Origin of the sequence: Streptosporangium sp. NPDC023963 (genome assembly GCF_040639135.1) — a bacterium.
Lineage (GTDB): Bacteria > Actinomycetota > Actinomycetes > Streptosporangiales > Streptosporangiaceae > Streptosporangium.
The window spans coordinates 319,531-341,387 of sequence record NZ_JBEZZK010000002.1 but is presented as its reverse complement, the minus strand read 5'-3'; the positions used below and the strand labels follow the sequence as shown (position 1 = coordinate 341,387).

14 protein-coding genes are annotated in these 21,857 nt (G+C 71.9%); 7 read left to right on the top strand and 7 right to left on the bottom strand.

Going from position 1 to position 21,857, the window contains the following annotated elements; all coding sequences use genetic code 11:
- Positions 1-4: 4 nt before the first annotated feature.
- Positions 5-1,399 (bottom strand): pyridoxal-dependent decarboxylase, encoded by a 1,395-nt coding sequence (locus tag AB0F88_RS07680; RefSeq protein ID WP_362678570.1) that lies wholly within the window; start codon positions 1,397-1,399, stop codon positions 5-7.
- Between the two features lie 65 nt (positions 1,400-1,464).
- Between AB0F88_RS07680 and AB0F88_RS07675 the strand changes: the two genes are divergently transcribed.
- The 3 genes from AB0F88_RS07675 to AB0F88_RS07665 all read left to right on the top strand — a co-directional run bounded on the left by AB0F88_RS07675 (position 1,465) and on the right by AB0F88_RS07665 (position 4,085).
- Positions 1,465-1,932, top strand: coding sequence for an Lrp/AsnC family transcriptional regulator (locus AB0F88_RS07675; RefSeq protein ID WP_362678567.1), 468 nt, complete (start codon positions 1,465-1,467; stop codon positions 1,930-1,932).
- A gap of 389 nt (positions 1,933-2,321) precedes the next feature.
- Positions 2,322-2,807, top strand: coding sequence for a hypothetical protein (locus AB0F88_RS07670; protein WP_362678564.1), 486 nt, complete (start codon positions 2,322-2,324; stop codon positions 2,805-2,807).
- A 534-nt stretch (positions 2,808-3,341) separates the two neighbouring features.
- Positions 3,342-4,085, top strand: coding sequence for a MerR family transcriptional regulator (locus AB0F88_RS07665; protein ID WP_362678561.1), 744 nt, complete (start codon positions 3,342-3,344; stop codon positions 4,083-4,085).
- Positions 4,086-4,192: 107 nt separating this feature from the next.
- On the opposite strand, the gene AB0F88_RS07660 is transcribed toward AB0F88_RS07665, so the two are convergent.
- On the bottom strand, positions 4,193-5,884 hold the full coding sequence (locus AB0F88_RS07660; protein ID WP_362678558.1) for a GMC family oxidoreductase: 1,692 nt from the start codon (positions 5,882-5,884) through the stop codon (positions 4,193-4,195).
- Positions 5,885-6,006: 122 nt separating this feature from the next.
- Complete coding sequence (locus tag AB0F88_RS07655; protein ID WP_362680566.1) at positions 6,007-7,554, bottom strand: succinic semialdehyde dehydrogenase; 1,548 nt, start codon at positions 7,552-7,554, stop codon at positions 6,007-6,009.
- Between the two features lie 122 nt (positions 7,555-7,676).
- Here AB0F88_RS07655 and AB0F88_RS07650 point away from each other — a divergent pair, with 122 nt between their 5' ends.
- Both AB0F88_RS07650 and AB0F88_RS07645 read left to right on the top strand, forming a co-directional pair.
- Positions 7,677-9,950 (top strand): beta-propeller domain-containing protein, encoded by a 2,274-nt coding sequence (locus AB0F88_RS07650; RefSeq protein ID WP_362678555.1) that lies wholly within the window; start codon positions 7,677-7,679, stop codon positions 9,948-9,950.
- A 210-nt stretch (positions 9,951-10,160) separates the two neighbouring features.
- Complete coding sequence (locus tag AB0F88_RS07645; RefSeq protein WP_362678552.1) at positions 10,161-13,073, top strand: M36 family metallopeptidase; 2,913 nt, start codon at positions 10,161-10,163, stop codon at positions 13,071-13,073.
- A gap of 168 nt (positions 13,074-13,241) precedes the next feature.
- Here the strand turns inward: AB0F88_RS07645 and AB0F88_RS07640 are convergent, their stop codons facing one another.
- On the bottom strand, positions 13,242-14,984 hold the full coding sequence (locus tag AB0F88_RS07640) for a glycerol-3-phosphate dehydrogenase/oxidase (protein WP_362678549.1): 1,743 nt from the start codon (positions 14,982-14,984) through the stop codon (positions 13,242-13,244).
- A 346-nt stretch (positions 14,985-15,330) separates the two neighbouring features.
- Here AB0F88_RS07640 and nagA point away from each other — a divergent pair, with 346 nt between their 5' ends.
- Positions 15,331-16,467: an N-acetylglucosamine-6-phosphate deacetylase gene (gene nagA, locus AB0F88_RS07635; protein ID WP_362678546.1), complete on the top strand. Its 1,137-nt coding sequence runs from the start codon at positions 15,331-15,333 to the stop codon at positions 16,465-16,467.
- Positions 16,468-16,489: 22 nt separating this feature from the next.
- Here nagA and AB0F88_RS07630 read toward each other — a convergent pair whose 3' ends face one another.
- The 3 genes from AB0F88_RS07630 to guaB all read right to left on the bottom strand — a co-directional run bounded on the left by AB0F88_RS07630 (position 16,490) and on the right by guaB (position 20,274).
- Positions 16,490-17,422, bottom strand: coding sequence for a hypothetical protein (locus tag AB0F88_RS07630; protein ID WP_362678543.1), 933 nt, complete (start codon positions 17,420-17,422; stop codon positions 16,490-16,492).
- Between the two features lie 97 nt (positions 17,423-17,519).
- Positions 17,520-18,638 carry a GuaB3 family IMP dehydrogenase-related protein gene (locus tag AB0F88_RS07625; RefSeq protein WP_362678540.1) on the bottom strand — a complete coding sequence of 373 codons (1,119 nt, stop codon included), beginning with the start codon at positions 18,636-18,638 and terminating at the stop codon, positions 17,520-17,522.
- A gap of 154 nt (positions 18,639-18,792) precedes the next feature.
- On the bottom strand, positions 18,793-20,274 hold the full coding sequence (gene guaB, locus AB0F88_RS07620; protein ID WP_362678537.1) for an IMP dehydrogenase: 1,482 nt from the start codon (positions 20,272-20,274) through the stop codon (positions 18,793-18,795).
- 471 nt (positions 20,275-20,745) lie between these two features.
- On the opposite strand from guaB, the gene AB0F88_RS07615 reads away from it, so the two are divergent.
- Positions 20,746-21,756, top strand: coding sequence for a helix-turn-helix transcriptional regulator (locus AB0F88_RS07615; RefSeq protein WP_362678534.1), 1,011 nt, complete (start codon positions 20,746-20,748; stop codon positions 21,754-21,756).
- Positions 21,757-21,857 lie beyond the last annotated feature (101 nt).

The following is a 21,857-nucleotide window of genomic DNA, read 5'->3' as shown; positions in this document are numbered from 1 at the left end:
GGGCTCAGCGGGGACCGGCCACGACCTCCGGTCCGGCGATGCGGTCGAGCAGCGCCTCCAGCGTCTTGTCGTCCGTGGCGGGGGCCATCACGGTGGCCCGCAGGTGGCGGACCCCGCCGACCTCGACCGAGGTCAGCTGGAAGGCCCCGTCCTCCATCAGGCGCTCGCGGATGTCCGCCTGGTCGCCGGTGCCGTACCGGAAGCAGACGATGTTGCTCTCCGGCTCGTACGGGCACTCGAAGCCCGGCCGCTCGCGGGCCAGTTCCCAGAAGCGGTGCGCGGTGGCGTAGCGACTCGCGACGTACTCGCCCAGGCCCCGCTCGCCCCGCCAGGCCAGGTTGAGGAATATCTTCAGGCCCAGCTCGGCCTTGCTGCACTCCACGGTCCTGCCGATGAGGTCGAAGCCCTGCTCCCCGTAGAACAGGTAGCTGGCCCGCTGCCGGAAGGCCGCGTCCAGGTCGCCCTCGCGCCGGGTCAGCACCGCCGCGGCCAGGCTGGAGGTGCGCAGCATCTTGTGCGCGTCCCAGATCAGCGAGTCGGCGAGCTCGATCCCGTCGAGCAGGTGGCGGTGCCCGTCGGACAGCAGCGCGGAGGCGCCGTGGGCGCCGTCCACGTGGAACCAGACGCCGTTGGCGGCGCAGAACTCCCCGATCCCGCGCAGGTCGTCGTAGAGGCCGGTCCCGGTCGCGCAGGCGTTCGCCACCAGCGCCATCGGCCGCCGCCTCGCCCGGCGCACCCGTTCCAGGGCGTCGGGCAGGCGGGCGACGTCGATCCTGCCGAGCCCGTCCACGTCCAGCGGCATGACCGCGCGCTCCCCCAGGCCGAGGATCGCGGCGGCGCGGGTGAGCGAGTAGTGCGACGACGCCGGAGCGAGCAGCGCGAGGTCGCCGGGAACGCCCTCGGTCCACGCGTCGGGAGCGGCCACGGCCCGCGCGGCGAGCAGCGCGGTGAGGTTGGCCAGCGATCCCCCGTGGGTCAGCACCCCGCCGCCCGCCTCGCCGAAGCCGACCTTGCCGAGCATCCAGCGCAGGACCTCGAACTCGACCGTCGCCGCCGAGGCGCCCATCTCGTAGATCGCCATCGGGTTGTTGTGCGCGCCGTGCACGAAGTCGGCGAGGGCCGTGGGGAAGTCGGGGGTGGCGACCTGATGCCCGAGGTAGGCGGGATGGTGCAGCCGCGTGCCCTCGGCGAGGTAGGTGCGCAGGAACTCCCGGTACCCCTCCGGGGTCATCCCGCCCTCGCGGATCCACCGGACGAGCCCGAGCCGCTCGGCCAGCTCACCGGGGGGTCGGCGGCCGACGACGCGCGGCACGCCCCGCTGGCTCTCGTCGACGTAGGCGGCCAGCTCATCGACGGTCACGCCCGCCGCGTTCACGAATTCCTCAACGTTCCATGTCACACGGGGATACTGGTGGAATTCACGGCGGCTCGCCATGTGAGCCGAATTCGACGGAGGTGAACCCGGTGAGCGTCGAACTGGATTCGGTGGACCGGCGAATTCTGGCCGAGCTGCAGAAGGATGCGCGGCTCCCCAACAAGGACCTGGCCGAACGGGTGGGCGTCGCACCCTCCACGGCGCTGGAGCGGGTGCGCTCCCTGCGGAGGCGCGGGGTGATCGGCGCCTTCCGCGCCGAGGTCGACCCGGCGACGCTGGGCCGTCCCCTGCAGGCGCTGCTCGCCCTGCGGGTCCGGCCGCACACCAGCCAGCTCGTCGACCCGCTGCGGGCCTTCGTCCTGGGCCTGCCCGAGACGATCGCCCTGTTCCACGTGGCCGGGCCGCAGGACTTCCTGGTCCACGTGGCGGTCGCCGACGCCGACCGCCTGCACCGCCTGCTGCTGGAGAAGTTCCTGATCAGGCCCGAGATCGTGCACGTCGAGACGACCCTCATCTACCGGACCGAGACCCAGCCCATCCAGCGGCCCACCGGCTGACCCCCTGGAAAGAGAACCTCTTCCGCCTGGCCGACTTACGCGTTCTGTAGAATTAACTCTACGTCAGGTATCATCATCTCCGCATGGATCGGCACCCCAACAAGGAGATTACGAGCGGCGATCGATCACATGATCGCCGCGGGCTGGATCATCGAGAAGTCAGAAGGCCACGCGTGGGGACGCGCGTCATGTCCCGGGGGGCATCGGGGGTGCAGGCCTCCCACGTCCATCTGGTCGACACCGCGCTCACCGGAGGGGCATGCCAAGCGGCTGCGGCGTCTCGTCGACCAGTGCCCACATGGGTTCGAGAACGACCTATCAGAGGGAGCGTGAGCCCCGTGACCGTCTACAGTTTCGAGCTTCACTTCACGGCTCCGAGCGGTGAAACGGTGATCGACACCTTGTACGAGGCCGGATGGGACGACGCCACGGTGTCGTTCGACCCCGTCGCGGGAGGACCTGGCGTCGCGGCGTTCGATCGCGAGGCCGGCGGGGCGGTGGAGGCGATCGCGTCCGCGATCGTCCAGGGGCGCTCGGCGGGAATCGAGGTGACCGGGGTGAGCGAGGATCTCGTGACGCTCGCCGAGATCGCCGACCGTACCGGCCGGACCTTCGCCACAGCCGATCACTGGGCCGTCGGACGCCGCGGGCCGGGAGGCTTTCCCGAACCGAAGGTGCGGCGTCCCCGCGTGAGCCTGTGGTCGTGGGCGGAGGTGGCGACCTGGCTTCACAGGAATCGCCTCGCCGAGGTCTCGCCCATGGAGGTAGAGCTCGCCGAGGTGTGCGAGATCGCGGATTCACTCATCCGCGCCCGACGCCTACAGCAACGACTTCCGGAGAAGGATCGCGAGCGCCTCCACCATGCGGTGGCCTGACATCGGCCCTTGATCGTCGGCTCGCCACCCGCCTTCGCGTACCGTGTCAGGCGAAGTACTTCCACGTGATGCCGACGACGGGAAGCCGCCGGTCGAATTCACGAACCCGGCCAACCGGGACACGACCGCTGTGACCGTTCACCGCCCGGCTCCCGGGCTCAGGACGACGGCCGGGAAGTCGTTCCGAGGGGAATCCACCAGCGGGCCCAGACGGTTTTGCCGGGGTGGTCGAGGAGCGGGGTCATGACACCGAGGCCCCGGAGAAGGCGCCGTTCGTGGTGAGTGCCGGGGTCTGGGACGCGTTCGTCGACGGGGCCAAGAAGGGCGAGTTCGACTTCTAGCCCTGCCGGAAGGCGCGAGAGCTCCCGGTCGCCGGCTGGGAGCTCGTCGCGTGAGACAAGAAACCGCCGTCCACTCGTACGCGCCCGTCGGACGGGATCTCGTCGTTTCCGAGGCCCTATGACCGATGTCGGCTCGTACGGCGGCCCCAGCGGGCTTGACCTTGTCGCAAGGAGAGGGGTTCTACTGTTCGCCATGTTGCTGATAAGCGAGATCGCCAAGCTCGCGGGCGTGACTCCGCGGACCGTACGTCACTATCACCGGATCGGGCTGCTCGCCGAGCCGGAGCGTACCGCCGGCGGTTACCGAAGTTACGGCATGAGCGCGTTGAGCCGCCTGCTCCAGATCCGCAAGCTCACCGCGCTCGGCATGGGACTCGGCGAGGTCGCCGACGTCCTGGCGGACACGGGCGGGGTGGACGTGAGGGAGATACTGACCGAGCTGGACACGGAGCTGGCCGGCAGGGAGTCGGAGATCCAGCGCCGCCGTGCCGTGATAGCACGCCTCCTCGAACACGGGGACGATCCGACGCTATCCCCCGAGCTCGCCGCGGCCGTCCGCGGCCTCGATCTGCCCCAGGACGACATCGGCATCCTCCGGGCGGCGGAGGCGGCGCTGCCCGAACTCGTGGACTCCTACCTCGCCGAGATCGGGCAGGACTCGCCGTGGCGGGCGTGGGACCTGAGAATGGCCGCGCTGGCGGACGCCGGCGCGAACGACCCCCTCGTCGAGGAGATCGCGGGTGAGCTCTACGCGATGCTGCCGGACCTGCTGCCCACGGACATGCCCGCCGAGCTCACCGCGGACCAGACGGCCGCCGTCGCCGGCACGGCACGGTTCGGGCAGATGATGCTGACCGATATGAGCCCCGGCCAGCGGCGGGCTCTGGAACTCCTCGTCGAGTACGGGCGACGAGAGCCGGAGAAATGGGGACAGTGACCTCTTCCGCGACGGACCGGACCCGCTGGTGAGCACCCCGCGACCGGCGGACGTACCCGCTCACCGGCGGCCGCCACGAGGAGATCGGCGGAACCCGGCGCCTCCCGTCAGGTGATCTCCACGATGGGCAGCCGCAGGGCCCCGGGGGCGGCGGCCGGGACGGCGGGGTTCCGGGGGGCGACGGGCGCGAGGCGGGCGTACGGGGAGCCCGGGGCGGGGCGCGGGTCCGGCTCGCCCCGGTTGGGCCACAGCGCCATCGCCCGCTCGGCCTGGGCGGTGATGGTGAGGGAGGGGTTGACGCCCGGGTTGGCGGAGACCGCGGAGCCGTCGACGACGTGCAGTCCCTCGTGGCCGTGGACGCGGTGGTAGGGGTCGATCACCCCGGTGTCGCGCCCGGTGCCGATGGCGCAGCCGCCCAGGAAGTGGGCGGTGGCCGGGATGTCGAACAGGTCCAGCCAGGAGCCCGCGGGGATGCCGCCGACCTCCTCGGCCGCGTGCCGGACGAACTCGTGACCGGCGGGCAACCAGGTGGGATTGGGCTCGCCGTGACCCCGTCCCGAGCGCAGTCTCAGGCCGAACGGTCCCCTGCGCGCGGACAGGGTGATCGAGTTGTCCTTCGCCTGCATGACCAGCGCGATGATGCCGCGCTCGGACCACCGGCGGTGGTTGAACAGCCTCACCACCCGCTGGGGCGCGCGCAGGGCCTCGCCGAGGAACCTCAGCCAGCGCGGGGCGCCGCCGCCGTCGACGAGCAGGGTGCGGAGCATGCCCATCGCGTTGGAACCGTCCCCGTAGCGGACCGGCTCGATGTGCGTGTGGGCGTCGGGGTGGATCGAGGAGGTGATCGCCACCCCCCGGTTGAGCTTCTCCCCCTCCACCGAGAGGCGCTCGAACCCGAGCAGCGCCTCGGAGTTGGTCCTGGTGAGGGTGCCCAGGCGGTCGGAGAGCCGGGGCAGCGTGCCGGCGGCCTTGAGCCGGTGCAGCAGGCGCTGGGTGCCGTACGTCCCCGCCGCGAAGACCACGTGCTCGGCGGTGAGCGCGCGGCGGCGCCAGGGCGTTCCCGTCCGGCGCGTCTCGACCCGGTAGCCGCCGTCCACCGGGACGACCGAGGTGACCGTGGTCTCGGGAAAGACCTTCGCCCCGGCCCGCTCCGCCAGGTGCAGGTAGTTCTTGACCAGCGTGTTCTTGGCCCCGTGGCGGCAGCCCGTCATGCACTCGCCGCACTCGGTGCAGCCGCTGCGGCGCGGCCCCGCGCCGCCGAAGTAGGGGTCGTCCACCTCCACGCCCGGGGTGCCGAAGAAGACGCCGACCGGCGCCAGGTGGAAGGTGTCGCCCACGCCCATCCGCTCGGCGACCGCGCGCACCACCTCGTCGGCCGGGGTGACCGTCGGGTTGAGTGTCACGCCCAGCATGCGCGAGGCCTGGTCGTAGTACGGGGCCAGCTCGGCCTTCCAGTCGGTGATGGACGACCACTGGGCGTCCCTGAAGAACGCGTCCGGCGGCTCGTAGAGGGTGTTGGCGTAGACCAGGGAGCCCCCGCCGACCCCGGCGCCCGCCATGACCATCACGCCGGTGCCCTTCTCGCCCCGGAGCACGTGGATGCGCTGGATGCCCTTCAGGCCCAGCGCCGGGGCCCACAGGAAGTCACGGACCCGCCAGGAGGTCCTGGGGAACGTGGTCTCGTCGAAGCGGCGCCCGGCCTCCAGCACGGCGACCCGGTAGCCCTTCTCCGTCAGCCGCAGCGCCGAGACGCTCCCGCCGAACCCCGATCCGATCACCAGCACGTCGTGGTCGAACACCGCGCTCCCCTGCTCCCCTCACACGACCTTCGAAAGACCCTCAGTCGACCTTCGAAAAACCCTCGAAAGACCTTCGAACGCCTCTCGTACGCCCCTCGTGCGACCCCGGCGGCCCGGAGCCCTCACTTCAGGTGGAGCGTCTTCATGGCCTTGAAGGCGGCCGCGAGGGTGTCGGCGTACTTCTCGTACGCCATGCCGAGGATCGGCTCGAAGCCCAGCCAGGACGCCTGGCTGGAGACGGTCTGCCCCTCGGTGTACCTCAGCAGCCCCTCGGCCCCGTGACGCCGGCCCAGGCCCGAGGCCTTCATGCCGCCCATGGGCGCGTCGTAGGAGGCGTAGGCCGAGCCGTACCCCTCGTTGATGTTGACCGAGCCCGCCCTGATCCGGGAGGCCAGCGCCCGCCCGCGCGGCACGTCGCGGGTCCACACGGAGGCGTTGAGGCCGTACGCGGTGTCGTTGGCCCGCTCGACCGCCTCGTCGTCGTCGCCGAAGCGGTAGATCGCGACGACGGGGCCGAAGGTCTCGGCCCGGCACATGTCCATGCTCTCGTCGACGTCGGCCAGGACGGTGGGCTCGTAGAACAGCGGGCCGAGGTCGGGGCGGGCCCGCCCCCCGGCGAGGACCCGGGCGCCCTTCGCGACGGCGTCATCCACGTGGGCGGCGACCGCCTCCAGCTGCCTCTGGGAGGAGAGCGAGCCCATCTGCACGTTCCAGTCGAGCCCGGCGCCGAGCCTCATGTTCCCGACCTGCCGGACGAACCGCTCCAGGAAGGCGTCGTGCACGGAGTCGTGGACGTAGAGGCGCTCGACGGACAGGCACAGCTGCCCGGCGTTGGTGAAGCAGGCGCGCAGCGCGCCCTGGGTCGCCGCGTCCAGGTCGGCGTCGTCGAGCACGAGCATCGGGTTCTTGCCGCCGAGCTCCAGCGAGCAGCCGATCAGCCGCCGGGCCGCCTCCTCGGCGATCTTCCGGCCGGCCCGGGTGGAGCCGGTGAACGCCACGTAGTCGGCGCCGTCGAGCAGCGGTTCGCCCACCTCCGCGGGGTCGCCGAGGACCACCTGCCAGATCTCCCTGGGCATGCCGAGGGAGACCAGCAGGTCGATCGTCCACAGCGTGGACAGCGCGGTCTGGGTGTCGGGCTTGTGGACCACGGCGTTCCCGGCGAGCAGCGCGGGAACGGCGTCGGTGACGCCGAGCGAGAGCGGGTAGTTCCACGGCGAGATCAGGGCCACCGTCCCCCGGGGCTGGCGCGTCTCGACCGTCCTGGTGGCGACGGGCAGGATCCCGGCGCGCCTCCTCGGCTCCAGCAGGCCGGGGGCCCGCCGCGCGTGGTAGAGGGTGCAGCCGGCGACGTCGAGGACCTCCTCGAAGGCGTGCCTGCGGGCCTTGCCGGTCTCCCACTGGACCACGTCGAGGATCTCCTCGCGGCGGTCGAGGATGGCGTCGTGCAGGCGCAGGAAGGGCTCGGCACGCTCCCTCGCGGGCCGGGCCGCCCACGCCCGCTGTGCCTCCCGCGCCACGGCGTGGGCGGAGCGGACGTCGTCGGCGGTGGAGACGGGCATCTCGGCGAGGACCTCGCCGGTGAACGGCGCCGTGATCTCCCGCGTCTTGCCGTCGGAGGTCACGTGCCGCACGACGCGTTCGATCATGCGGGGAGCGAGGACCCGTGTCATCTCGGCCCGTGTCATTTCAGGGGGAACGGCCATGTTCGCAGCGTAATCGTGGGAGGCGTGCCGTGGCTACCGGCGGGTAGCGAGGTGTTGAACCGCTCGTCCTCCCGATCCGTCGTAGGGGCATGAGGACATCGATTCGTACGGCCGGCGCGGTCACCCTCGCCGCCGCGCTGCTCGCCACGGCGTGCACTTCGACGGGCACTTCGACGGAGACGAGGACCGCCGCGGGCCGTACGACGGCGCCGGTCGATCTGGGGAACGTCAAGCTCGTCTCCTACGGCGGCTGCGACGACATGCTGGCCGGCCTGCGCGCGGCGACGGCGAGGAACGTCGGCCCCTGGGGCATCGGCGGCCCGGTCGTCATGTACGCGGAGACGACGGCGGACGCCGGCTCCGCCAAGCGCGCGTCCGGCGCGCCCGAGCACTCCACCACGAACACGCACGAGGCCGGGGTCGACGAGCCCGACCTGGTCAAGACCGACGGCAACCGGGTGATCACCGTGAACCGCGGCGTGCTGCGGGTGGTGGACACCGCGACCAGGAAGGTCACCGGCACGCTCAGGCTCGTGGACGCCGAGCAGGCGTGGGCCCCGGCCGACCTGCTGGTCAGCGGCGACCGGGCGCTGGTGCTGTTCTCCGGCGGCGGGATCATCCCGTACGGCGCGACGGCCAAGCGCGCGGCGAGCCCGGGACCGCGCTACGTCCTCGTCGACCTGTCGGGGAAGCCGGAGGTGATCGGCGCGCTCACCCCCGAAGGCGCCCACGTGGACGCCAGGATGGTCGGCTCGACCGTGCGGATCGTGGTCCGCAGCCAGCCGCGGATCGAGTTCCCCGACACCGGGACCCAAGGACTGTCGGACGACGAGCGCACCCGGCGCAACGCGGAGGTCGTCGCCAGGGCGCCGATCGGGGCGTGGCTGCCGAAGTACGAGCTCACGACCGCGGACGGCGCGACCTCGGACCGCACGGTCGACTGCGGGCAGGTCAGCCACCCCGCGCAGTACAGCGGGACGTCGATGCTGACCGTGCACAGCCTCGACCTGTCGCAGGCGCTCGCCGAGACGGCACCGATCGCCGTCGCGGCCGACGGCGACACCGTCTACGGGACGGGCACCAGCCTGTACGTGACCAGCAACCCGAGCTGGTGGTGGCCCCGGCCGATCGACCGGGTGATCGTCGAGGACGCCCCGGCTCCCACCCTCACCGCCACCACCACTCCCACTCCGGCGGCGCCCTCGCCGTCCGGGCCCGCGACCGTCACGCCCGCCCCCGGGACCTTGACGCCCACCCCCGCGGTCACCCCGGCGTCCGCCTCGGGGGCGGACCCGGCACCGAGCCTGCTCCCGGAGCCGCCCGCCTCGCCGGTCCCGGACCCCACGACGACCGGCACCCCCGCCCCGACCTCCCCGACCGACACCCCCCTCCCGATGGAGACCGTCTCGCCGAGCGACACGACCTCACCGGCCCCGACGACCGTCCCGCCGACGGCCGCCTCGGAGCCGCCGCCGGAGGAGACCGAGATCCACCGGTTCGACATCACCGCGGCCGGGGCACCCCGCTACGTCGCCTCGGGCAAGGTCTCCGGCAGGCTGCTCAACCAGTACTCCCTGTCGGAGCACGAGGGGCACCTGCGGGTCGCCACCACCTCGACCGCCGCGCAGAACGCCCCCTCGACCCTCCCCCCGACCGCCGCCCCGGACACCTCCAGCGCCGTCTACGTGCTCGACGCCGGCACCCTGGCCAAGACCGGCGAGGTCGGCGGGCTCGGACGGGGCGAGCGGATCTACTCGGTCCGCTTCATCGGCCCCGTCGGCTACGTGGTGACGTTCAGGCAGGTGGACCCGCTCTACACCCTCGACCTGCGCGACCCGGCGGCGCCCAGGAAGACGGGCGAGCTGAAGATCACCGGCTACTCGGCGTACCTGCACCCGGCGGGCGACGGGCGGCTGATCGGCGTGGGCCAGGAGGCCAGCGAGAAGGGCCGCACGCTCGGCACCCAGGTCTCCCTGTTCGACGTCGGCGACCCGGCCAACCCCCGCCGCCTGTCCCAGATGTTCCAGAAGGACTCGGGGTCGGAGGCCGAGTGGGACCCGCACGCCTTCCTGTACTGGGCCAGGACGGGGATGGCGGTCATCCCGGTGAGCTCGTGGACGGGGACCGAGCAGAGCAACGGGACCGCCCTGGTCCTCAAGATCGATGATTCCGCGGTCACCAGGACCGGCACGATCGTCCACCCCAGGCCCAAGCCGATGAAGCACGCCCGGCTGGCCTCGTACGACCCGGGCATCCGCCGCTCGGTCGTCGTCGGCGACAGCCTGTGGACGGTCTCCGACCTCGGCCTCAAGGTCAGCGACATGAAGGACCTGGCCGACCAGGCCTGGATCCCCTTCTCCTGACCCCCTCGCGACCTGGCGAACCCCAGAGCCCGCGCCCCCGGCCCGACCACCGGGGGCGCACCCGTTTGCACGGTCCAAACCGCCCTATAACACTGACATATACACCTTTACAAGATCTTGTCATGACACTTGAATCGGTGTTACCTCTTGCGCAACACACGTGATCCGCGTGTGCATGGCCGGCGACGGCCATCTTTCGCAGGAGGATCGGTGTCGACCAAACCCTGGTCACGCGTTACCGTCATCGCCGCCGCCACCGCGGCGCTCGTCATTCCCCTGCCGGGGGTCGCCCAGGGCGAACCCGGCGGGCAGCCCCCCAAGGTCCACGACTTCCAGGCCGAACACGGCGCCAAGCCCGACCTGGACAACCGGCGCGGCATCGTCGCACCCCCCACCTCGCTCTCCAGGTCGACGGCGGCGAGCGCCGCGACGATCCGGTGGAACGCCCTCGGCACCCCGGCCGTCGTCACCGGCTCCGCCCCCCTCGCCGAGGGCCTGGACGCCGACCCCGAGCGGGCCGCGCGGGCCTACCTCAAGGCGAACGAGAGCCTCTTCGGCCTCTCCGGCGAGGCCGTGGACGCGCTGGAGAAGATCGCCGCCAACCCCATCGGCGACGGGTACGCCGTGCTCCTGCGGCAGAAATTCGGCGACCTGCCCGCGGGCGTGGACGGCCAGGTCGTGGTCGGCGTGAAGGGCGGCAAGGTCCTCCACGTCACCTCGACCCTCTCGCGCTCCTCCGAGGCGCCTCCCGCCGCCAGGCTCACCGAGCGGCAGGCGCTGGAGATCGCGGCCAGGGACGGCGGGATCGACCTGGCCACGGCCACCGTCAAGAAGGCCACCGCCACAGCGGTGCCCGCGCCCGACGGGACGCACAACGCGTTCCAGATCACCCTGATCGGCGGCGGCGAGGGCGAGCCCGCCGCGTACACGACGCACGTGGACGCGGTCAGCGGCGAGATCCTGACCCGCGAGAACCTGGTGGACCACCACAGCGCGCCGGACGACCCGCGCTGGGAGGCGTTCCCGGCCAATCCCCCGGCCGACTACTCCTCCACCGACACCCGCGCGACGTGGTGCGCCACGGCCGGGCCCGGCTGCGACCTGGTCGGGGCCGACCCGGCCACCGGCAAGGCGTGGGACGTCGACCACGCCACGGACACCCCGACGAACACGAGCGTCGGCAACGCCGCCAAGACCGTGGAGAACCGCGCCAGCGGCGACGCGTTCTCCGTCGGCACCCGCAGCAACGTGGCCACGCCGAACCGCGAGTACGTCTACCCGTGGACCAACAAGTGGTACACGGCCAAGTGCGACCCGGCCGTCCTCGACCAGCCCGGTGAGGCCGACCTCGAGGCCGCCATCTCCAACCTGCACGTCATGCACAACCGCATGCACGACTGGTCCTACCGGCTCGGCTTCACTGAGACCGCCTGGAACATGCAGAACGACAACGGCGAGCGCGGCGGCCTCGGCGGCGACCCCGAGCAGGGCAACGCCCAGGCGGGCGCCCGGGTGCTCAGCGTGCGCGACAACGCCAACCAGATCACCGGCCCCGACGGGGTCGCGCCCATCACCAACATGTACATGTGGCAGCCGATCGCGGGCTCGTTCTACTCGCCCTGCGTGGACGGCGACTACGACATGTCGGTGATCGGGCACGAGTACACCCACGCGATCTCCGGCCGCATGATCGGCGGCCCGAACGCCGGGTGGAGCGGCGCCCAGGCCGGGGCGATGAACGAGAGCACCTCCGACCTGTTCGCGATGGAGTACCTCGCCGAGTACGGCTTCCGCCCCGCGGGCGACACCCCGTCCGTCACCGGCGGCTACGTCACCGGCGACAAGAAGGCGGGCATCCGCAACTACGACATGTCCAACTCCCCGCTGAACTACAGCGACATCGCGTACGACATCGTCGGCCAGCAGGTGCACGCCGACGGTGAGATCTGGTCGGCGACCCAGTACGACGTGCGCAAGGCCTTCGTGCAGAAGTACGGCCAGGGCACCCCCGCGAAGCAGAAGGCGTGCGCCGACGGCAAGACCCCGCTCGGGGAGTGCCCCGGCAACCGCCGCTGGGCGCAGGTCTCCTTCGACGCGCTGCTGCTGATGGCCTCCGGCGCGGTCAGCTACGTCGACCACCGCGACGCGCTGCTCGCGGCCGACGCCATCCGCTTCGGCGGCGCGAACCAGGCCATCATGTGGCGCGCGTTCGCCGAGCACGGCCTCGGCCAGGGCGCGGCGAGCGTCGGGGCAGGCGACCCCGACCCGACGCCGAGCTTCGTCGACCCGGCCGGCAAGAACGGGAAGATCCAGCTCAAGCCGCTGCTCGAGGCCAAGGACGCCGCGCTGCGGCTGTACGTCGGCGACTACGAGGGCCGCGTCGTGCCGGTGGCCGACACCGACCCGGCGACCGAGCTCGGCGACACCGTCGAGATGACCCCGGGGATCTACGACTTCGTGGTCGCGGGCAACGGGTTCGGGCACACCCGGGTGAAGTTCGCGGTGCTGCCCGGCCTGAAGCTGCCGCTGCCGCTCGCGATCCCGAAGAACCTCGCCTCGGCGGCCCTGGGCGCCACCGCGACCGGCGACGGCGTCAACCACGCCAAGCTGATCGACGAGACGGAGGCCACGAACTGGGCCTCGCTCACCGGGCCGGTCAAGGGCAAGGCCGTCACCGTGGACCTGGCCGGGACCAAGCCGGAGAAGATCCGCCGCGTGCAGGTCAGCGCCATGCTCAGGCCCCCCGCCGCCACCGACCCGGCCGACCCCGGCACCCAGAACCGCTTCAGCGCCCTGCGCGCCTTCGAGGTCCTGGCCTGCGACGCGACCAGGAAGGACTGCTCCTCGCCCGCGTCCTTCTCGGTCGTCTACACCAGCCCGTCCAACGCCTTCGAGACGCGCCGGCCGCGTCCTCGCGGCGCCGACCTGGTCATCGAGTCCTTCAAGATCCCCACGACCACCGCGACCCACCTGACCCTGCGGGCCGTCTCCACCCAGTGCACCGGCAACCCGGTCTACGCCGGTGAGCAGGACGCCGACCCCAACTCCGCCACCGACTGCGCCACCGCCAGCCCCGCCAGGGACCACCTGCGCGCGGCCGAGTTCCAGGCCTTCACCCGCTAGTCCCTCCGGAGTCCCGTCAGTCCCTCCGGAGGAGTCCCCGGGTCCCGAGTCTCTCGGGGCCCGGGGACCTTCCGCGTCCGGCCCCGTACTCCGCATCCGGCCCCGTACGGCGTGGAACGTCCGCGCGGCGTGAGGACACGACCCGCACCGGCTCCGCCGGCGGGCGGGCTACACCGGGTTGGTCTCGGGACTGGCCACCGGCACGATCTCCGGGGCGCCGAGGCGGATGGCGTCGGCCTCCTGGTCGGTGTCCTGCTCCTGGGAGAGGCGCTCGGACTCGACGCGCTTGGTGTAGTACTCCACCTCGCGCTTGATCTGCTCGGCGTCCCAGCCCAGCGGCTCGGCGAGCAGCCGGGCCGTCTCCTCGACCACGCCCACACCTCGGTGGAAGGTCTCGATCGAGATGTGCGTACGCCGGGTCAGCACGTCGTTCACGTGCCGGGCGCCCTCGTGGGTCGCCGCGTAGACCACCTCCGCCCGGAGGTAGTCGTCGGCCCCCGTCAGCGGCTTGGCCAGCGACGGATCCCGCTCGATCAGCGCCAGAACCTCGTCGATCATCGACCCGTACCGCTGGAGCAGGTGCTCGATCCTGGCCACGTGCAGCCCGGAGGACTGAGCCAGCCGCTGCCGGGAGTTCCACATCGCCTGGTAGCCCTCGGCTCCGACCAGCGGGACCCGGTCGGTGCAGGAGGGCGGGACCCGCTGGTCCAGGCCGTGCGCCACGGCGTCGACCGCATCCTTCGCCATAACGCGATATGTCGTGTACTTTCCCCCGGCCACCATGACCAGACCCGGGACCGGGTGGGCCACCACGTGCTCGCGGGAGAGCTTGGACGTCTCCTCCGACTCCCCCGACAGCAGCGGGCGGAGCCCGGCGTAGACGCCCTCGACGTCCTCGCGGGTGAGCGGGACCGAGAGCACCTCGTTCACGTGGTCGAGGACGTAGTCGATGTCCGACCGTGACGCCGCCGGGTGGGCCCGGTCCAGCTTCCACGCGGTGTCGGTGGTGCCGATGATCCAGTGACGGCCCCAGGGGATGACGAACAGCACCGACTTCTCGGTGCGCAGGATGATCCCGGTGAGCGAGTGGATCCTGTCGCGCGGCACCACCAGGTGGATCCCCTTGGAGGCGCGCACGTGGATCTGCCCGCGCCCGCCGACCATCTCCTGGATGTCGTCCGTCCACACCCCGGTGGCGTTCACCACCTGGCGGGCCCGCACCTCCAGCTCCCTGCCGCCCTCCAGGTCGCGCACCCGGACGCCGGTGACCCGCTCCCCCTCGCGCAGGAAACCCACCACCTGCGCCCGCGAGGCGACGTTGGCCCCGTACATGGCCGCCGTCCGCAGCGTGGTCATCACGTGGCGGGCGTCGTCGACCTGGGCGTCCCAGTACTGCACCGCGCCGGAGAACGCCGTCTTGCGCAGCGCGGGGGCGAGCCGCAGCGCCCTCGTGCGCGACAGGTGCCTGTGGCCCGGCACGCCCCGGGCGAGCCCGGTGGAGAAGCCCATCGTGTCGTACAGCACCAGACCCGCGCCGACGTAGGGCCGCTCCCAGCCGACGTGCGTCAGCGGGAACAGGAACGGCACCGGCCTGACCAGGTGCGGGGCGATCCGCTGCAGCAGCAGGGCCCGTTCCTGGAGCGCCTCCCTGACCAGCTCGAAGTTGAGCTGTTCCAGATAGCGCAGGCCGCCGTGGATCAGCTTGGACGACCTGGACGAGGTGCCCGAGGCGAAGTCGCGCGCCTCCAGCAGCCCGACGGACAGGCCTCGGGTCACCGCGTCCAGCGCGACTCCCGCTCCGACGACCCCGCCTCCGATCACCACCACGTCGAGTTCCTCGGCGCTCATCTGCGCCAGTGCGGCGGACCGCTCGGCAGGACCGAGCCGTCCGGTGCCCATTCGCGCCGTCATGTGCAACCCCCTGGGGTGCGGCTTGTCGCCTTACGTGAGGTATCTACCCATCTACCCTAGGCACCATTACCGACCAGTAGGAAACGGCGGCGGTGATTCACGCCATACCCCGGTGAACAGCGTGAAGACAACGAGAGGCCAAAGGGAGGGCAACACCCGGGAATGCCCCGGAACCGGGTGAGTTTCGAGGCCGGCGTCCGGCCGGGCCACTCTCCGGGAGGATCAACAGGACGAGGAACGGCCCGTCCCGGTTCGCGACGTCGTTCCCGTCGCGTTCTCGTCGTGAGAACCCGATCACGGGAGTGCCGGGAACCGGTTCTCCCGGGGACCCGCGAGGATGGGGAGCATGAGCATCACACTCGCCGACGCCCGCGTCGTGACCCCCGAAGGTGTCCACGAAGGCTGGCTCACCATCGAAGACGGCCGCATCACCCACGTGGGCCAGGGCTCGGCCCCCGGCGCCGGGCTCGGTCTCGGCGGCCGGTACGTCGTGCCGGGCTTCGTCGACATCCACAACCACGGCGGGGCGGGCGGTTCCTTCCCCACCGGCGACCCGGACCAGGCGAGGCGGGCCGTCGACCTGCACGCCCGCCACGGCACCACCACGCTCATGGCCAGCCTGGTCACCGCGTCCCCGGACGACCTGGCCAGGGCCGCCTCCGCCCTCGCCGACCTGTGCGAGGACGGCCTGCTGGCCGGGATCCACTTCGAGGGCCCCTACATCTCCGCCGCCCGGTGCGGCGCGCACAACCCGGCACTGCTGCGCGACCCCTCACCGGGGGAGTTCTCCGGGCTGCTCAAGGCCGGACGCGGCCACGTACGGATGATCACCATCGCCGCCGAGCTGCCCGGCGCGCTGGACACCGTACGGGAGGCGACGGCCAACGGCGTGATCGCCGCCCTCGGCCACAGCGACGCCACCTACGAGCAGACGATCTCCGGCATCGAGGCGGGCGGCAGCGTCGCGACTCACCTCTACAACGCGATGCCGCCGCTGCACCACCGCGACCCCGGGCCGATCGCCGCGCTGCTCCAGGACGAGCGCGTCACGGTCGAGCTGATCAACGACGGCGTGCACCTGCACCCGGCCATGACGCGCCTGGCCTTCGAGGTCGCGGGTCCCGGCAGGACCGCGCTGATCACCGACGCCATGGCGGCCGCGGGCATGGGCGACGGCGTCTACGGGCTCGGCGCGATGTCGGTGAACGTCGTGGACGGGGTGGCCAGGCTGGCCGAGGGCGGCAGCATCGCGGGCAGCACCCTGACCATGGACGTCGCGTTCCGGCGCGCCGTGCGCGAGGTGGGCCTGTCGCTGGCCGAGGCGTCCGAGATCGCCTCCCTGACCCCCGCGCGGGTGCTCGGTCTCGCCGACCGCCTGGGGTCCGTCTCGGTCGGCAAGCGGGCCGACCTGGTGGTGCTCACCGACGACCTGGAGGTCTCCGGCGTCATGCGCGGCGGCACCTGGATCACCGAACCGCGCTGACGCGGAAACGGACGCGGGCGGCTCAGAACCAGTCCCAGCGGATGCCGACCAGGCCGGGTTCCAGCGACCCGGCCACCAGGTGCACGGCGTTGTGGGCGTTGAGGGAGAGCTCGCCGAGGTCCTGCTCGCCGGTGCCGGAGCCCTGCCGGGCGAACCGCCGGACGCGCGCGGGGAGGGCTTCCGGCGCGAAGTTCACCCGGAGCACGTACTGCCCGGCCGGGTGCCGGAAGCCCCGCTCGTACTCGACGGCCTCCACGCCGCTCGGGTCGGCCAGCTCGTAGCGGATGATCTGCGTCTCGCCGGGCCGCAGCACCTGGTCGAACAGCAGTTCCGCCACGACCAGGGCGGTCGGCCCGTCGCGGCGGACCCGGCCGACCCGGCAGTCCTCCAGTGCCCGGACGCGCACGCGCTCCACGTCGCATCCCAGGTCGCCCCGGTAGACCATGATGTAGCGGTCGGTGGCCTCCTCGTGCGCCTGCACCACCTGGAGCGTCTCGCGCCGCACGGTGCTGCGGTCGGGACCGATCTGCAGCGTCTCGTACATCCCGGCGATGTGCAGGCGCCGATCGTCGGCCACCCCGTTCAGGTCGTGGATCATCGCCGACAGCGTCTGCGAGGACTCCATGATCGCGGAGTAGGGCAGGGCACCCACCGGCAGCTTCCCCGCGTCCCGCCCGCGCGGCCGGGGCGGGCCGAGAAGGGCCATGAGGGAGCGCGGCGGCAGGACGAGGATCTCCTCCAGGGCGCGCACGGCGCGCAGCGACTCGGGGCGCTCAGGGCGGCGCAGCCCCTGTTGCCAGTAGCTCAGGCTCGTCATCCCGACCCGGAGACCGCGTTCCCCGAGATGCCGGTGAAGCCCGTTCAGGGTCAGCCCGCGAGTCTCCACCGCGGCACGCAGCGCGACGTGGAAGGGCCCTTTCTTGAGGGCGACCCGGAGCTCCCGATCAGTTGGCACGTACGAATGCTCACAGATTTCTTCAAGCACGTCATTTCAGTTAACGGCCTCACGGGGGGGCGGCCCGGGTCGAGGTTCCGCCCCGCCCCGCGAGATGTCAGCCGATCTGCGGAGCGACGACGACCTCGACCCGCTGGAACTCCTTGAGGTCGGAGTATCCGGCGGTGGCCATCGTGCGCCTGAGCGCGCCCATCAGGTTCATCGAGCCGTCGGCGACCGAGGAGGGGCCGTGCAGGATCTGCTCCAGCGTGCCGACCGTGCCGAACTCGACCCGCTTGCCCCTGGGCAGCTCGGGGTGCTGCGCCTCGGAGCCCCAGTGGAAGCCCTGGCCGGGAGCCTCGACGGCCCGCGCCAGCGGCGAGCCGACCATGACCGCGTCCGCGCCCACGGCGATCGCCTTGGCGATGTCGCCGGAGGTGCCCATGCCGCCGTCGGCGATGACGTGGACGTAACGGCCGCCGGACTCGTCCATGTAGTCGCGGCGGGCGGCGGCCACGTCGGAGATCGCGGTGGCCATCGGCACCACCACGCCCAGCACCGTGCGGGTAGTGTGCGAGGCGCCGCCGCCGAAGCCGACGAGCACCCCGGCCGCGCCGGTCCGCATCAGGTGCAGCGCCGCGGTGTAGGTGGCGCACCCCCCGACGACCACGGGGACGTCGAGCTCGTAGATGAACTGCTTGAGGTTGAGCGGCTCGGCCCTGCCGGAGACGTGCTCGGCGGAGACCGTGGTGCCGCGGATCACGAAGATGTCCACGCCCGCGTCGATGACGGCCTTGTGGTACTGGACCGTGCGCTGGGGGGACAGCCGCACGGCCGTCGCCACCCCGGCGGCGCGGATCTCCTCGATGCGGCGGCCGATCAGCTCCTCCTTGATCGGCGCGTCGTAGATCTCCTGCAGCCGCCTCGTGGCGGGCTCGCCCTTGAGCTCGGCCACCTCCTCCAGCAGCGGCATCGGGTCGTCGTACCGGGTCCACAGTCCTTCGAGGTCGAGCACGGCGAGACCGCCGAGCCTGCCGACCTCGATGGCGGTCTTCGGCGAGACCACGCTGTCCATCGGGCTCACCACGACGGGCAGCTCGAAGCGGTAGGCGTCGATCTGCCAGGCGATCGAGACCTCCTCCGGGTCGCGGGTGCGACGGGAGGGAACGATGCCGATCTCGTCGAGCGCGTAGGCACGACGGCCGTTCTTGCCGCGGCCGATCTCCACCTGAGTCATATGTCTGTCTTTCCCGTTCCGTGCGTGCACAGCGCACGCCGCGTTCCATGCGTGCGCCATGCACGCCGCGTTCCATGCGGCACGGCCGTGCGCGCGGCGTCTCGCGCGTGCACGGTGCACGCCACGTTCGCCCGCGCGCCCGGCGCGGGCCGCCCTAGCGACCGTGGTAGTTGGGAGCCTCGACCGTCATCTGGATGTCGTGCGGGTGGCTCTCCTTGAGGCCCGCCGCCGTGATCGGCATCAGCTCGCACCGCACGTGCATGTCGGCGACCGTGCGGCACCCGGCGTACCACATGCCCTGGCGCAGGCCGCCGATGAGCTGGTGGGCCACCGCGGCGACCGGGCCGCGGTAGGGGACCTGCCCCTCGATGCCCTCGGGGATGAACTTGTCCTCGTTGCCGACGTCGCCCTGGGCGTAGCGGTCCTTGCTGAAGGAGGCGCCGCCGCGCTCGCGGTTGCGGACCGCGCCGAGCGAGCCCATGCCCCGGTACGACTTGAACTGCTTGCCGTTGATGAAGATCAGCTCACCCGGGGACTCCTCGCAGCCCGCCAGGAGGGAACCGAGCATGACCGTGTCGGCCCCGGCCGCGATGGCCTTGACGATGTCGCCCGAATACTGCAGGCCGCCGTCGCCGATCACCGGGACCCCGGCGGGGCCGGCGGCCAGCGAGGCCTCGTGGATCGCCGTCACCTGCGGGGCGCCGACACCGGCGACCACGCGGGTGGTGCAGATGGAGCCGGGCCCGACACCGACCTTGACCGCGTCGACCCCGGCGTCGACCAGCATCTGGGCGCCCGCGCGGGTGGCGATGTTGCCGCCGATCACGTCGACCCGGCTGTTGGACTTGATCTTGGCGATCATGTCGGCGAGGCCCTTGGAGTGGCCGTGCGCGACGTCCACCACGATCACGTCGACCCCGGCCTCGATCAGCGCGATCGCCCGCTTCTCCGCGTCGCCGCCGACGCCGACGGCCGCCCCCACGACGAGCCGGCCGTCGGCGTCCTTGGTGGCGAGGGGATACTGCTCGCTCTTGGTGAAGTCCTTGACGGTGATGAGCCCGCGCAGCCGCCCCCCGGCGTCGACCAGCGGAAGCTTCTCGATCTTGTTCTGCTTGAGCAGGGCGAACGCGTCGTCGGTGGAGACCCCGACCGGCGCGGTGACCAGCGGCATCGGGGTCATGACCTCGCGCACCGGACGGTTCTCGTCGGTCTCGAAGCGCATGTCGCGGTTGGTGACGATGCCGACGAGCACGCCGGTCTCGTCGGTCACCGGGACGCCGGAGATCCGGTACGTCGCGCAGAGGCGCTCGACGTCGGCCAGCGTCTCGTCCGGGGAGCAGGTGACCGGGTTGGTGACCATCCCGGCCTCGGAGCGCTTGACGAGGTCGGCCTGCTGGGCCTGGTCCTCGATCGACAGGTTGCGGTGCAGGACGCCGATGCCGCCCTGGCGGGCCATCGCCACCGCCATGCGGGCCTCGGTCACCGTGTCCATCGCCGCGGAGACCAGCGGGATCCGCAGGGTGATGCCCCGCGACAGCCGCGTGGTGGTGTCGGCCTGCCCCGGCTGCAGGTCCGAATACGCGGGAACCAGCAACACGTCGTCGAACGTGAGCCCCGGCTCGGTGAACTTGGCCATCTGCGATCCTCCTGCCGCGGCGCTCTCATGACGGGGAAAGGCGCCGACCCCCGGGTCACAGTTTAGAGTCTGGCGCCGAAGCCGGTGGACCCGGGGGAAAAGGCGGGGCGCAGAACCCGGGGAGAGGCGGGCCCCGGGGGGCCCGGAGGAAGGACGGGCCCCCGGAGGACCCGGGAAAAGCGGGGGACCGAGCGGTCGGTGACCCGCTCGGTCCCCCGGATCACCGGCATCGGCGCGGAGATGCCTTGACGCCAACCGGACCCCCCTCCGCATCCGGCTGGCGGCGTGATCCGCGCCTTCGCCGACGCTGCGTCAAGAGTGCGTCACGATGCGTTCGTCTCGCAATGTCCAAACGTGCAATTGCACGAAGCTGCACACGGCGGCATACCGGTAGGAGCAACGCCCGGACAGGGACGATTCGCCGGGTTATTCTCGCCAGACCCTCGTGTCACTTGCAGGAGTCCCTCGCCGATGAGTACCGACACACCCACACTGCCCGACCCGCTGGAGAGCCTGGGGCTCACTCCGGCCCAGACGGCCCTGTACAACGCGGTCCTGCGCCTGCACCGCGCCACCTGCGCCGAGCTCGCCCAGGCCACCAACCGCTCGCCCGAGCCTCTCGGCCACGAGCTGGCCACCCTGGTGCGGCTGGGCGTGGTCGACGAGCAGGGGGGCGAATACCTGGCCCGCCACCCGGCCGCGGCCCTCGGCCATCTGATCGCGGAGCGGCTGGACCGGCTGGCCGCCGAGAGCCGCCGGATCGACACCGTGCTCGGCTCGATCCGCGGCTTCATCCACCAGTACGACGCCGGCCGCGACTACCAGACCGGCCAGTTCCCGGTGGACCTGGTCGGAGGCGCCGACGAGCTCTACGAGAGCGTGATCGGCATGGCGGTCCAGGCCCCGCCGCTGAGGCTGCTGTCGAGCATCCCCGACCGGCGGACGATGAGCGACTTCGCGCACCGCTACGCCGACCAGTGGATCGGCGCCCAGCGCGCCGGCCTGCTCGCCTGCCGGGTCACCATCCCGGTGCACACCCTGGAGATCCCCGGCCTGCGCGACAAGCTGGACCAGTTCGAGCGGGCGGGGGCCGAGGTGCGCACCCTCGACACGGTGCCCAGCTGGTTCCTCGTCGCGGGGGGCGACGCCGCGGGCATGCCCGCCCAGTGGGGCGGCGCGCTCGCCGAGAACGCCTACAACTTCCACCTGGTCAGGGCTCCGGTCGTGGTGGCCGCGCTGCGCTCGCTCTTCGAGGAGCTGTGGGCCCGCGGGGCCCGCCTGCCCGGGACCCACCGCGACGACGGGGTGGTCCGGGTGCTGCGGCTGGCCGGTCAGGGTGTCCCCGACGAGATGATCGCCCGGCAGCTGGGCGTCTCGGTCCGCACGGTGCGCGCCAGGTTCGCCGACGCCATGGCCGAACTGGGGGCGCAGTCCCGGTTCCAGGCGGGGGTGGAGGCCTCCCGGCGCGGCTGGCTCGTCTAGGCCCTCTCGCCCCGGGGTGCCGAGGGCCCGAGCCTCTGACCTGCCCGTACCGCCCCGGAGCGTCCTACTCGTGCAGTTCGGAACCTGTCTGTCACATCCAG